Here is a 13,592-nt window from a genome sequence, read left to right on the forward strand (position 1 = left end):
TTATCTTGCTAGTCTTCTACTTTCTCAAATAATAGAGCAAGTCCTATTCCGCCCCCAATTCCTAATGTCGCCATTCCATATTTCATAGAATCTCTTTTTGTCTGATAAAACAAACGTGTCACAAGCATAGCGCCAGATGCACCGTACGGATGCCCGAGCGCAATTGCACCACCATTCACATTGAGCTTCTCATATGGAATTTGTAATTCCTTTGCACAAGCAACAATTTTCGAAGCGAACGCTTCATTCATCTCAATACAATCAATATCTTCTATTGCTAAATTCATTTCTCTAAGTAGTTTTTGCACGGCAAATATCGGACCAGTTCCCGGGAGGTTTGGATCCACTCCAACTACAGCACTGCGAACGAAACGAAGAACTGGCTTATATCCTAATTTTCGAGCTTGCCCCTCTTCCATTACAAGTACAGCACACGCCCCATCATTTACACCACACGAATTCCCTGCCGTCACCGTTCCATTTTGTAAAAATGCAGGTTTTGTTCTCTTAATCATTCTTTCATACTGCATTTCTCGCTTTATTACTTCATCTAGTAATCCATTAAGTGACAATACTTCATCTTGTATATATCCATTTTCTAATGCTTGTAGCGTCCGCTTATAACTTAAGCAAGCGTACTCATCTTGCATTTCTCTCGTTATGTTATAACGCTCTGCAACAAATTCAGCCGCTACTCCCATATCAGGATCACCTATTGTTTCAGGTGAAAATCGCGCTCTATTTTGAAAAGGTGACGTACTTGTACTCTCTACTCCCCCGGCGATATAGCACTTACCTGCCCCACCTTGAATGAGATGACACGCGGTACGAATCGCTTCTAAACCAGCACCACATTGCCGATCAATCGTTACACCAGGAATATGATAACTAAGTCCTGCTTCTAAAACAGATAATCTTGCAATATTACCCCCTGGTCCAACAACATTCCCTAATATAACATCGTCTATTTCCCTCTCAATTCCTTTACCTAGAAATGAAAGAAGTGGTGCTACTAATTGCTGAACTTCATAGTCTTTCAATATCCCCTTCTTCTTACCAATGGGCGTTCTTTTCGCCTCTACAATAACTGCTCTATTCATGTATCTTCTCCTGATTTCTAACTATACTTTCGGCTGCAATGCGGGCTACTTTCCCGCTATTTGTATAAGGTATTTCATCTACAAAATACCATTCTTTCGGTATTTTAAAAGAGGATAATCTCTGTAAGCAAAAGCTCTTTAATTGTTGCTTCGTAGCACTTCCTTTTACGATAGCGACAGGCTTTTCACGCCAATAACTATCTTTTACACCAACAACAACAATTTCTTCAACAGCTTGATGCGTATATAACACACTTTCTATCTCTTCTGGATAAATATTAATTCCACCAAATAGAATCATATTTTTCTCTCTACCAACTATATATATAAACCCTTCCTCATCTTGATAGCCTACATCATGTACTGTCATCCAGCCCTCTTCAGTTAGCTCTGGAACTAAAACACCATCTAATATGTATCCCATAAAAAACTGATCACTTTTCACATAAACTGTTCCTATCTCACCTAGCTGTACTTCTTCTCCTGCTTCATTACATATTCGAACTTGCACATTATGACAGGGTTTCCCTACTGAATTTGGCTTTTTTTCACTCTCATCATCGACTAATGCTGTTACAAAACTTAGTTCCGATGCACCGTAAAATTCGTATTTTTTTGCATAAGGAAATATACTCTTTATTTTTTCTTTCGCTTCAGCTTCCCATTTTGCTCCTGACGAAATAATTTTCATCTTATTTTCTATTATTCTATTTTCTTTATATAAAGACTCCAGCATTGTTGGTACTGTATACATGACCGAAATATTTTCAGTCTCTAACTTATCCAACACTTGATCTGGAATAAACTTTCTCATAACGTGCACCGTTTGTCCTTCATATAATGCACTTATTGCGCCGTATAAGAAAAGAGAGTGAACGAGCGTTCCAGCTATTAAAATAGAATCCTCCTTTCTCATATGAAAGTCATATACATTACAATCAAAACTATGAACCCACGATTGTTGTGCACGCAAAAATGCTTTTGCCTTTCCAGTCGATCCTGATGTAAACCCCATATAAAAAGGGGCATTTTGTACATTTTCTCCGAGATAATCTCTAGGAAGGTAGTTCTCTATTATTTGTTTCCATTCATCAATTGCAAATACTCTTCTTTCTTCATCTAAAATATCATTTAACTTATACCCTTCCGTCACAACCATATCCGAATTACTAATTGCTAGTCTTTCTTTTAGCTCATCCTTTTTCCATTTCACATCTAATGGTACACAAACCCACCCAGCCATAGCAGCACCCGCAAATAGTTGTAAAAACTCCATACGATTTTCTAATACAATTGCTATTGTTTTATTCTTCGATTCTGTTACGCGCAACCAGTTTGCTACTTTACAAACTGATTCAAACCACTCTTTATATGTTAAAGCTCTATCATTTTCCTTTATCGCTATTTTATTCGGTTGTAAAGAGGCATGCTTTTTATATTCTTTTATAATCCCCATTTGAGATGTCCTTTCTTTACAAAATAACAAAAAGAAACACGTAATGAACGTGTTTCTTCTCTTTATCATCCCGCATTTGTATATTTTCCATTCTTTAAAGCGGGCGTAATAATGTGTTTCAATGAACGATGTAATTTTGTCACGAGAATTGCTGCAATAATTGCTTTTATGCAATCCCCTGGTAAAAACACAGCACTCACTTTCATTGTCTCCCATACAGAAACATCCATTAAGAAAGCTTGTACAGTAATGCCAAATACGTAAACTACGAAAATACCACCAATTATATTAATACATAATACTTTTATAATAGAAACTTCACGTAAACGCTCAATTAAATATCCAATTACAAACGCTCCAACGATATAACCAAGTAAATATCCTGCACTTGGTCCAACAAATACACCTGGACCCCCACGTCCACCCGCAAGTAATGGTGCTCCAACTCCAACTATAAGTAAGAAAACGAGCTGACTTAATGCCCCAAGACGTGATCCTAACAGGCCACCTGCAAGCATAACACCAAGTGATTGTAATGTAATCGGAACTGGTGTGATAGAAAGAGCAATTGGAGGTATTAACCCTAACACTCCCATAATAGAACTAAATAAAGCGACGAAAACTAAATTTTTTGTATTCATATTTGCTTCTCCTATTTGTAAACTTAAAATCGTTTTTAGATAACATATTATAGGAGTTATATTATCTTCCTACTTTTCTTTTGTCAACCATAAATTAATATAAGTTTACAAATGACAATTCTGTTATTTCTCTTTATGCAAATGCTCAAGTTCTTTTCGAAGTGCCTGTTTTAAAAACTTTCCAACAGATGTTTTCGGTATTTCTTCCATAAATACAATATCATCTGGTAACCACCACTTCGCAAACTGCGGTTTTAAAAACTCATATATTTCTTCTTTTGTAACCGTACTATTTTTCTTTTGAACAACGCAGGCAACTGGGCGTTCTTGCCACTGCGGATGAGGAATTGCAACGACAGCCGCTTCAAATATAGCATCATGTGCCATTAAAGCATTTTCAAGATCGACTGAAGAAATCCACTCGCCCCCGCTTTTAATAACATCCTTCGTACGATCAACAATTTTCACGCAGCCTTCCTCATCAACTGTAACGACATCGCCAGTATATAACCAACCGTCACGGAATCCTTCGACAGTACGATCATCGTTATAATAGCTTTCAGCGATCCAAGGTGCTCGTAAACATAATTCTCCCATCTCCGTACCATCCCACTTCACTTCACCATTTGTACCGACTACTTTCATCTCTACACCAGGTACAAGATATCCTTGTTTGGAGCGGATTTCTAATTGCTCTTCATATGATAATTCTGTTTCATAACTTTTTAAACGTGCAAGCGTTACGAGTGGACTCGTTTCAGTCATACCATATGCATGTACGAAAGGAACATTATATTTTTGCTCAAATGCTTTAATAACGCTTTTCGGTGCAGCTGCACCACCGCATAATATTCTCGTTATACTAGATAAATCGTAACTATTATTTTCTAACTCTTGTAATACACCGAGCCAAATTGTCGGCACACCTGCTGCTATCGTTACTTTTTCAGCTTGAATCATTTCTAATAAAATTTTTGGCGTAAACATCGGTCCTGGGAGAACTTGTTTTGTTCCAAACCAAGTAGCAGCGAAAGGAAGCCCCCAAGCGTTCACATGGAACATCGGTACAATTGCCATCGCCGCATCACTTTCCGATAAAGCAGCTGTATCCGCTAAACCAAGTGCCATACAATGCAATACAGTACTACGATGCGTATATACAACACCTTTTGGGTTTCCTGTAGTCGCTGACGTATAACACATACCAGCAGGTGTATTTTCATCAATATCTTTTACAAATTGGAAATTTGGATCGCCTTCTTCTAATAACTTTTCATAATGATATACAGGTTCTAGCGTAGTATTTGGAAGTTCATCTTTATCAGTCATAATAATGTAGGCTTGTACAGTTGATAATTGTGATTGAATATTTTCAACGAGTGGTACGAGATCTTCATCTATAAGTAGAATGCGATCTTCTGCGTGCTGAATAATGTATGAAATATGTTGAGGAGATAAACGAATATTAATTGTGTGTAAAACGGAAGCAATACCTGGAATAGCAAAATACGCCTCCACATGTCGATGATGATTCCACGCTAACGTTCCTATACGCTCGCCTTCTTTTATTCCTAATTTTTTTAGCGCACTTGAAAGTCTTCTCGTCCTTTCCCCTAACTGCTTATACGTTAACGTTGTAACTGTATCATGTGTCCGTGAAACAATTTCTTTCTTCGAAAACAGTTTCTCTGCTCTTTCCATCATAGAACTAATTGTTAGCGGTACATTCATCATCATATTGTTTACAGCCTCCCTTTAAAGCGTTTTCATTTTCGTATATTATAACAGACTTCTACAAATAATTACGATATTTTTCTGTATTTTCTGAATTATTTCTTTGGAAATAATTCAGAACAATAAAAAACATGTTTTTCTCTTGCTTATAAACTATCTACCTTTTTTCTTACTTTCTTTTTGAGTTTAAAGATAAAACGATTACTATATTCTTTATTTTCTACTAAAATTCGATACGTCTCTAACACGCCTAACACACGAACAAAAAGATAAACTCCAATAGCAATAAGTACAACACAATAAGGGTAATACTGCACGAGCTCTCCTGACGTGATTCGTTTTTTCTCAAATAAAAATGGTATTGCTCCTGCTGCGATAAAACAAAATCCAACGATCACTACTGCTGCATACTTCTTCTTAATAGTCGCATATCTTTTTGTCAATTCTTTTAGAAAGTTTTGATCAAACAGTAATTCTTCCTTTTTTAATACATTGTATCGACTCTCTTCTAGTGTTACAGGTACCATCATTGCTCCAATTCCAAGGACCGCAATGATAATGACAAGAAATGTAGACAGTGTTGCATTTTCTTTAAATAATAAATACGGTATTGTAGATAAAATAAGCAAGCTAAATCCTAATGCGATATATTTAGAAATTTTTTGTCCATACACTACATACCCTTCCGCCATTTCCTTACTTACATAATAACCATTTTCCTTTTCATTACTTTGCTCGGCAGTTTCTTTTAATAAGTAATCAAGAGAGACTTCAAATACATTTCCAATCATTATTAACTTTTCAGTTTCAGGAAAACCTTGACCGTTTTCCCATTTACTAACTGCTTGCCTTGTCGTGTTTAGTTTCTCAGCTAACGCTTCTTGAGAAAGGCCCTTTTCCTTTCTTAATTTAAAAAGCTTTTCACCAAATCCCATATGTGTGTCCCCCTTTATTTTCTTAACTAAATTGTATGTAAACATTGTCTTTATCTCTATCTTCCTGCGGTTGCACTTTGTCAACTTACGGTTGCGATCATGTTATATAGAGGTTTTCTATACGATTTAGCTAGTTTTCTTCTATAATTGTGATATTAAGAAACACAATACCTTTCAATAACCAATTATAACAATTAAAGGTAATTATTGTTATAAAAAATAAAAACCCCCTTATTAAATTAAAGGAGTTTTCAATATAAAATATTTCATTGATTCATATATCTTTCCCTAGATATACAATATCTTTTCGTATCACGATACTTACCTTTAATGAACAAATCCTTTTGAATTGTACATTCGTATTCCATATTCAAACGTTTCATTAATTTTTCAGATGCTTCATTTTCTGAATTACATCCTGCTTCAATACTATTAAGACGTAACTCATTAAAACCATAGCTAAAAAAAGCTGACGCCGCCTCAGTAGCTAATCCTCTACCCCCATATTTTCGTGATAAGGCGTATGCAATTTCCGCTTTATGTTCAATTACATCATATTTTATAAATCCACAAGTCCCTATGAGTTTTTGTTCCTCTCTTAATACAATTCCAAGGGGGGCTACTTTTTCTTTTTCATATTGACTCACAATTTCTTCTATATATTTTTGTGTGTCATGTAACGATTGATGAGCATCCCATACAGTATACGTTGACATTTCTTTATCTGAGGCATACTCATATATATGTAAAATATCACTCATATTAATTCCCCGTAATATAAGATGTTTCGTATACAACGCTGGATATGACCACCTCTCAACAATCATAACGGCTTCTGCTTAAACTTTTCATAATTCCGTACCTTCAATGAAAGGATATTCCCGCAATCTGTACAAATATAAGCATCTACTGGTGAAGATGTGAACATCGTTTCCTTTTTCCGTATTTGTGCATAACCGATAAACTCACCTTCTCCTATGTTTTGAGAGCCGCAATTAGGGCATGTCTGCACGTCTTTCTGTTTCATGAGAGCACCACCTTTAATCTGTTTCCACTTCCCTTCGACAGTTCACTTCCATTTCCCTTCCAAAAAACCTCTTATTCTCTTACATTTCAACAGGAATCTCAGAATAAAAATCGTATATGTACTATGAACTATATTAATTGACGGAGGAATCTTATGAGTATGATTATGACATTCAATGTAGCACAAGAAATTGAAAACGCAGAAATAGATATGCTCTCTTCTAGATTAGCGCTACTACAAGCAATAAGCGGAAATCCAATGCAAATACAAATGAAAAATTTCGGGAGTGCCACTGCCTTTTCATCAAAAATAATTACTGGTCCTGCTTTTAATACAGTAAAAGGCATTACATATACAAATACAGATGCGATAGATGAAATCATCTCTTATTATGAATCACTACAAATCCCTTGCCGTTTTGAAATTACACCAGCGCAAGGTACAGCTGAACTATTTCAATACTTATCAAAAAAAGGTTTTTATCAATCTAGCTTCCATACCGCTTTATATAGTATACCGAAAGAAGATCCATCCCTTATTCCTTCTAACATTTCAGTGCGCCAACTAAAAAAAAATGAATTTGATATTTTTGCAGACATATATGTACGCGGATTTAATATGCCTTCCTTTACAAAGGATGGTGTACGTCAAAATAACGAAATTCTTTACAATGAACCAGGCTGGTATTTTTTCATAGCAGAAGTTCAAAATATTCCTGCGGGCATTGGTGTCCTATATATAAATAAGGGAATTGCATCATTAGCTGCTTCTGCTACTTTGCCAGAATTTCAGCGTATAGGCTGTCACACTACATTAATTCAAAAAAGAATTGAGGCAGCTATTAAATCCGATTGTAATTTAATAATTGGACAAGCAAGGTTCGGTAGTAGTAGTCAAAATAATATGGAACGCGCTCATTTGAAAATCGCTTATACAAAATCAATATGGACTGCAAAAGACATGTAATTAACATTCTTTCTCTTTCCATTACAATTTTATACATTGTTTGACAATTCCTTTTCTATCCTATTAATCATTTGAATATTCAAACTAGATTTGTTACGCTATTATTAGATACATCATTCAACTTGCAATATGAAAAGAGAATTCTAATCAAACTACAAGGAGGAGAAATGTATGACAAAGCATGATCATGGTTTAAAAGAAAAAGTAGAAGGTGCCATTGATAAGGTAAAAGGTGAAGTAAAAGAAGTTGTCGGGAAAGTAACGGATAACAAAAAATTACAAGCCGAAGGAAAATGGGATAAAATAAAAGGCAATGCAAAAAGCACTGTCGGTAATGTAAAAGAAAAAGCACACGAGTATAAAGAACATAAAGAAGACAAATAAAAAAAGAGCCATTCGGCTCTTTTTTTATTTCCCTTCATTCTTCTCTAACACATACAAATCTTCTTCAATATTCGTTAATTTCTCGCTTACAAGCTTTCTTGCATCTCCAATTGCTTGATTATAGGCAAATGGACCAACTAATTTTATCATTTCTTCTATTAAACGTTCTGCTTGGAAACGTCCAATTTCATCTAAATCTTCTTCCATGAAGAATTGCTGAATTTGTGCTACAAGCTCTTCTTTTTTATCATTTGGTATTTTTATATTCATCATCATTTGTTACTCCTCTATATTTAAGATACTATTTTTCTTAACTCTACCATAGAAAAACGATTTCCAGGACAACTTTTTGTTACTCCTACTAGCTCCCTATGACCTAGTATATTTTCCTTCTTTATAGCAAACTGTTTCATAAACATTTTACATAAAGAATATAATGCATTCATTTGTGCAGTAGTTGGATCATACTTATCAAAATTACCCGTCATACATATTCCAATTGTATCTCGATTATTGTCTTTCGCATGTGCTCCAATATGTAACCCTCTTCCTTCAATTACCGTTCCGTCCTCTTCAATAAAATAATTGTAACCAATCCCGCTCCACCCTCTTACAGTTTGGTGAAATTCATGTGTTTTATACACATCCCATCCATCTTCTGACGTATGGTGAATAATAAGTTTATTTACTTTCCCTAAAGGAACTAACTCATCTTGAAATATTAAATTTACACATTTAATTTCCATATGAACTTCCTCCTCTTAAAAATCGATCATAATAATTGTCTTATCATCTGGCCTTATTCTCTTTTTCCCTTCTAACTCTTCAATGATTGCTACGTATTCGTTTATACTATTCTTTCTTATATATGCAACAGTTTGTTCGAGTGACCAATCTGGATGAAATAACCCATCTGAACAAATAAAAATCCCACTCACTTCATCTATATGTAATTCACCGTGTTGTAAATAATGGATGGCTTCTTTCATTCCGTTTGCAACGGAATACCCGCCCTCCATATTTGCAAGATAACGATTGTATTTTAACTGTTCTCGAACATCTTGAAAAACATGTTCTTCTGGCACAAATAAACCTTTTTTACGATCTTCTTCTCTCTTCTTTTTAGCTCGTTTACTAATTCCTTTAACTGTGTCTTTCGTTACTACTTGCATCGTTCCATTTTGAAGAATTGCAACGATCATACAGTCCCCTAACTGCGCATATTCAATTTTCTCACCATTTATTTGAACTGCTGCAATACATGTACACCACAAATGCTCTTTTTTTCTCGTATCAACCTTATATTCTAGCATCTTGTTCTGCAATAACTCATTTGCTCTTGCAACTGCGACTTGTAAACTAAGATTTTCCCGTAATGAAGTAAAATGTCTTGCAAATAAATGTGAAGCGATGTATGCTCCATTATGTTCCTTTTCGTCACGAAACGGAACGAGCGGTGTTGCACCATCACATACACCATAAATATTTTTGTCTTCATTACAAAAATAAGAATCCTCACACTCTTGCTTCAACGGGCTTTTTTGTTGATAAGTCGTTATCCTCATTTCTGTATCCCCTTTCAAATTACAAAACAATCAAATTGTTTCGATTAATCTAATTTTCCGAAATAAACTGTTTTTACCCAAAACTTTCAATATCATATATAATCTTGAAATAATATGAATTTTTTAGTGAAGGACGGGAAAAAGATGATCAGATTTCTCGGTGTTATTATTGGTTCTTTTATTATTGCGATTGCCTTTAATCTTTTCCTTATCCCCCACAAAATTTTAAGTAGTGGAATTGGCGGAATTGCTATTATTTTAGGGATTGTAACTCCTGTAAACACAGGTATTATTAACTTCGTATTAAACTTACCTATCCTTATTTTAGGATACATAGGTCTTGGAAAAAAAGTAATTTTTAACACAGTTATCTCTGTAATTGTATTATCTGTTGCATTATACTACGTTCCAGTAAAAATCGTAGCAACAGATCCACTTTTATCATCTATCTTCGGAGGTGTTATTGCCGGAGCTGGTATTGGTCTTGTTTTTAATTGTAATGGATCCACTGGTGGATTTGATATTATCGGTATGTTGTTATCTCGTAAGCGTGACATTAAACTTGGTGGATTCCTTATTGTTTTAAATGCAGTCGTTGTAGTAATTGCAGGATTCTTCTTCACTTGGGATGTTGCACTTACAAGTTTACTTTCAATTTATGTAACTGGTAAAGTAATTGATGCTGTTCATACGAAACATCGTAAAGTTACACTTATGATTGTAACAAATGAAGCGGAAAAAATGAAAAAACAGCTTCTTTCAACTGTTGTACGTGGTATTACATTACTTGATGGAGAAGGTGCTTATTCAAGCGAGAAAAAACGTGTACTTATGACAGTCGTTTCTCGTGAAGAATTAGCAAGTATGAAACTAACAATTTCTGAAATTGATCCGCATGCGTTCGTTAATATTACAGAAACTGTAGAAGTATTAGGGCTTTTCAGAAGAGGTTAAAGACTAGGTGGGAAGCCACCTAGTCTTTATTTTGCATAAATTCAATTCTATTTCCAAATGGATCAGACACATAAAATCTAATCACATCTGGCCGGGCATGATCATCAATCACTTCAATCCCTTGTTCTATAAGCATTTGCTTAAATTCATTAATTTGAGTCACATAAAAAGCTGGATGTGCCTTTTTAGCTGGTGTAAAATTCTGTTCCACACCAATATGGATTTCTTGATTCCCACACTTAAACCAACATCCACCTCGTTTTTTTAACTCTTCTGGCTTTGGAATTTCTTCCATACCAATTTTTTTACCATAAAATGCACGTGCCTCTTCTTCACACCCTACAGGTGCAGCTACTTGTACATGATCGATTCCTTGAATATAACTTTTCATTTTCTCTCCCCCTCTTCTATTCTAATATTATAAAGAAAACACACCCCTGTAACTTACAAAAACTTTATAAAACAATATAAGCTTCCCTTATTACCACCTTATATTCCTTTTGCAAAAAATAAAGAAAACAAATTTTTTTCTGTAACTTCCATTTTTTATAGAAATACACATTACATCTATATTATAGTTATTATTAGACAAATCTTTTAGATGCTAGTTGTACGGAGGAAATATTATGAGTCGTAAAAAATATTCATCAACTCTAAGAAAACGTCATCCGAACATTTCTGGACGTTTGCGAAACCATATACAAGATCGTTCTTTAGCAGAAATGTACGCATCTCTGTTCGAACATAATCCTGATAGTATTATTTCATTGAATTTAGAGGGAATTATTCTACATATCAATCCTTCTGCAGAAAGAATACTAGGCTACACTTCTTTAGAATTAGAACGGAAAAACATTATCTCTATTTTAGAAGCTCATATTTCTGAGCAAGTATTACAATATATAAAGAATACCGAAGCAGACAATCAGCAAGAGTATATCCTATCTATTTATCATAAAGATGGCTACTTATTAGACGTCGTAACAAAACTAGTTCCTATTTTTGTCCAACATCGTCTAACAGGTGTCTATGCGATTATGAAACCTCTTGAAAAATCAGAAAGAATCGAAAAAATGTTACAAGAAAGCGAGAAAAGATTACGTACATTAATGAATGCAATGCCTGCGTTTGTTATATTTAAAGATCATGAAGGTCGCTGGCTTGAAGCAAATGACTATGCACTTTCCTGCTTTAATTTCCATCATGTACCTTATCACGGGAAAAAGGACAGTGAACTCATCCAATATAATGCAGCGTACCGAGAAGCTTTTTTACACTGTGAAGAAGTAGATGAACTAGCATGGCAACAAAGACAAATTCTTCACGGGGAGGAATTTATTATACACAGAGATGATTTCGACCTCATCTTAAGTATATCAAAAGTCCCTCTTTATCATCCTGACGGTTCCCGTAAAGGCCTTATCGTGATGGGAAGGGACGTTACCGAGCTAAAAGAGACTGAAAAATTATTACGGAAATCAGAAAAGCTCGCCGTAGTTGGACAACTGACAGCTGGAATTGCCCATGAAATTCGAAATCCACTCACTTCTCTAAAAGGTTTTTTAACATTGCTACTTCCTGAAATAAATGAGGAGAATAAATGGTATGTAGATGTTATGCTAAGTGAAATATCACAAATGGAATCCATTACGAGTCAATTTATGGCGATGTCTAAACCTCAAGTTTTATCCGTTCAAACTTACAACATACAAACTTTAATTGAAGAGGTAGTCACATTTCTTTTACCGACTGCCATCATGCATAGCGTCCATATTATTATGGATCATTTTAACCATAAACATGACATTCAATGCGACGGTAATCAATTAAAACAAGTTTTTATTAACATATTAAAAAACGCAATAGAAGCGATGCCAAATGGCGGTAATATTTTCATTCAAATCAAATCGTTAGACAATAATTTCATCGTAATTCGTATAATTGACGAAGGCTGTGGCATTCCAGAAGATCGTATATCACGTTTAGGTGAACCGTTTTATAGTTTAAAAGAAAAAGGTACCGGCCTAGGACTCATGATGTGTTACAAAATAATTGAAGAGCACCATGGTAAATTACACATTTCAAGTGAACTAAACAAAGGTACCATCGTTGATATTCAATTACCACTTTCTTCATCCCATCTTGCAATCCAGTCTTAAATAAAAAAGAAGCATCTGCTAACGATTAGCAAATGCTTCTTTTTTATTTCCTTCTATAATACTGTATTGTCATACCATTCTTTTGCTTTTTCTACTTCACCCATTGTTAATTGATGCCCTCTATTTTCCCAATGCATTGTTACATTAGCGTTTGCATTTTCTAATAACGTCTTCAATTCTTCTGACTCAGAAGGCGCACAAATTGGATCATTTGTCCCAGCTGCGATAAATACCGCTGTTTCTGCTAAATTAGGCAATTGGATTCCTCTTCTAGGCACCATTGGATGATGAAGAACAGCAGCTTTTAACGCATCTTCATAATGGAATAATAAGCTCGCTGCAATGTTCGCTCCATTTGAATAACCGATAGCTATAATGTTATTTCTATCAAATTCATATGTTTTTGCCGCTTCGTTTAAAAATTCATTTAACTCCTTCGTACGGAAAATTAAATCTTCTTCATCAAAAATACCTTCTGCTAATCTACGGAAGAAACGTGGCATCCCATTCTCTAATACATTTCCACGAACACTTAATACCGAAGCTCCCGGATCAATTATTTCTGCAAGTGGTAATAAATCTAGTTCATTACCGCCCGTACCATGAAGTAATAACAACACTGGTTTTGAAGTATCTTTTCCTTTTTGAAAAACATGTTTCATCATAATCCT

16 protein-coding genes are annotated in these 13,592 nt (G+C 34.9%); 4 read left to right on the top strand and 12 right to left on the bottom strand.

Features of this window, described 5'->3' with window-relative positions:
- Positions 1-8: 8 nt before the first annotated feature.
- The 7 genes from G9F74_RS07670 to G9F74_RS07700 form a co-directional block, all read right to left on the bottom strand.
- A complete protein-coding gene (locus G9F74_RS07670; RefSeq protein WP_016108905.1) occupies positions 9-1,100 on the bottom strand; it encodes an acetyl-CoA C-acyltransferase in 1,092 nt (363 codons plus the stop codon).
- Positions 1,093-2,556 (bottom strand): acyl-CoA synthetase, encoded by a 1,464-nt coding sequence (locus G9F74_RS07675; protein ID WP_016108906.1) that lies wholly within the window; start codon positions 2,554-2,556, stop codon positions 1,093-1,095. Before G9F74_RS07675 ends, G9F74_RS07670 begins: the two co-directional genes overlap by 8 nt.
- A 65-nt stretch (positions 2,557-2,621) precedes the next feature.
- Positions 2,622-3,197, bottom strand: a complete 576-nt coding sequence (locus tag G9F74_RS07680; protein ID WP_001093347.1) for a biotin transporter BioY — start codon at positions 3,195-3,197, stop codon at positions 2,622-2,624.
- A 123-nt stretch (positions 3,198-3,320) separates the two neighbouring features.
- Positions 3,321-4,934 (bottom strand): long-chain fatty acid--CoA ligase, encoded by a 1,614-nt coding sequence (locus tag G9F74_RS07685; protein WP_000980193.1) that lies wholly within the window; start codon positions 4,932-4,934, stop codon positions 3,321-3,323.
- A gap of 143 nt (positions 4,935-5,077) precedes the next feature.
- The gene (locus G9F74_RS07690; protein ID WP_000505607.1) at positions 5,078-5,866 is read right to left on the bottom strand and encodes a helix-turn-helix domain-containing protein; all 789 of its coding nucleotides are present in this window, start codon (positions 5,864-5,866) and stop codon (positions 5,078-5,080) included.
- 266 nt (positions 5,867-6,132) lie between these two features.
- Positions 6,133-6,693 (bottom strand): GNAT family N-acetyltransferase, encoded by a 561-nt coding sequence (locus G9F74_RS07695; RefSeq protein ID WP_000634659.1) that lies wholly within the window; start codon positions 6,691-6,693, stop codon positions 6,133-6,135.
- On the bottom strand, positions 6,690-6,893 hold the full coding sequence (locus tag G9F74_RS07700) for a hypothetical protein (protein WP_000810202.1): 204 nt from the start codon (positions 6,891-6,893) through the stop codon (positions 6,690-6,692). Before G9F74_RS07700 ends, G9F74_RS07695 begins: the two co-directional genes overlap by 4 nt.
- A gap of 153 nt (positions 6,894-7,046) precedes the next feature.
- Here G9F74_RS07700 and G9F74_RS07705 point away from each other — a divergent pair, with 153 nt between their 5' ends.
- Positions 7,047-7,859, top strand: a complete 813-nt coding sequence (locus tag G9F74_RS07705; protein WP_016108907.1) for a hypothetical protein — start codon at positions 7,047-7,049, stop codon at positions 7,857-7,859.
- A gap of 171 nt (positions 7,860-8,030) precedes the next feature.
- Positions 8,031-8,243, top strand: coding sequence for a CsbD family protein (locus G9F74_RS07710; RefSeq protein ID WP_000160404.1), 213 nt, complete (start codon positions 8,031-8,033; stop codon positions 8,241-8,243).
- A 24-nt stretch (positions 8,244-8,267) separates the two neighbouring features.
- On the opposite strand, the gene G9F74_RS07715 is transcribed toward G9F74_RS07710, so the two are convergent.
- Genes G9F74_RS07715 through G9F74_RS07725 form a run of 3 tightly spaced genes read right to left on the bottom strand, consistent with a single transcriptional unit; the run spans position 8,268 to position 9,808 of the window.
- Positions 8,268-8,519 carry a DUF2164 domain-containing protein gene (locus G9F74_RS07715; protein ID WP_002039315.1) on the bottom strand — a complete coding sequence of 84 codons (252 nt, stop codon included), beginning with the start codon at positions 8,517-8,519 and terminating at the stop codon, positions 8,268-8,270.
- Positions 8,520-8,536: 17 nt separating this feature from the next.
- Positions 8,537-8,989 carry a peptidoglycan recognition protein family protein gene (locus G9F74_RS07720; protein WP_000402959.1) on the bottom strand — a complete coding sequence of 151 codons (453 nt, stop codon included), beginning with the start codon at positions 8,987-8,989 and terminating at the stop codon, positions 8,537-8,539.
- A gap of 15 nt (positions 8,990-9,004) precedes the next feature.
- Positions 9,005-9,808 (bottom strand): protein phosphatase 2C domain-containing protein, encoded by an 804-nt coding sequence (locus tag G9F74_RS07725; protein ID WP_001223366.1) that lies wholly within the window; start codon positions 9,806-9,808, stop codon positions 9,005-9,007.
- A gap of 144 nt (positions 9,809-9,952) precedes the next feature.
- Between G9F74_RS07725 and G9F74_RS07730 the strand changes: the two genes are divergently transcribed.
- Entirely contained in the window at positions 9,953-10,762 is an 810-nt protein-coding gene (locus G9F74_RS07730) for a YitT family protein (protein ID WP_000617799.1), read from the top strand.
- A gap of 19 nt (positions 10,763-10,781) precedes the next feature.
- On the opposite strand, the gene G9F74_RS07735 is transcribed toward G9F74_RS07730, so the two are convergent.
- A complete protein-coding gene (locus G9F74_RS07735) occupies positions 10,782-11,153 on the bottom strand; it encodes a VOC family protein (protein ID WP_000844356.1) in 372 nt (123 codons plus the stop codon).
- Between the two features lie 235 nt (positions 11,154-11,388).
- Between G9F74_RS07735 and G9F74_RS07740 the strand changes: the two genes are divergently transcribed.
- Positions 11,389-12,921 carry a BA3702 family sensor histidine kinase gene (locus G9F74_RS07740; RefSeq protein WP_016108908.1) on the top strand — a complete coding sequence of 511 codons (1,533 nt, stop codon included), beginning with the start codon at positions 11,389-11,391 and terminating at the stop codon, positions 12,919-12,921.
- A gap of 53 nt (positions 12,922-12,974) precedes the next feature.
- On the opposite strand, the gene G9F74_RS07745 is transcribed toward G9F74_RS07740, so the two are convergent.
- Entirely contained in the window at positions 12,975-13,586 is a 612-nt protein-coding gene (locus G9F74_RS07745) for an alpha/beta hydrolase (RefSeq protein ID WP_000975464.1), read from the bottom strand.
- Positions 13,587-13,592: the final 6 nt, after the last annotated feature.

Source organism: Bacillus sp. EKM202B, assembly GCF_011066025.1.
GTDB lineage: Bacteria > Bacillota > Bacilli > Bacillales > Bacillaceae_G > Bacillus_A > Bacillus_A toyonensis.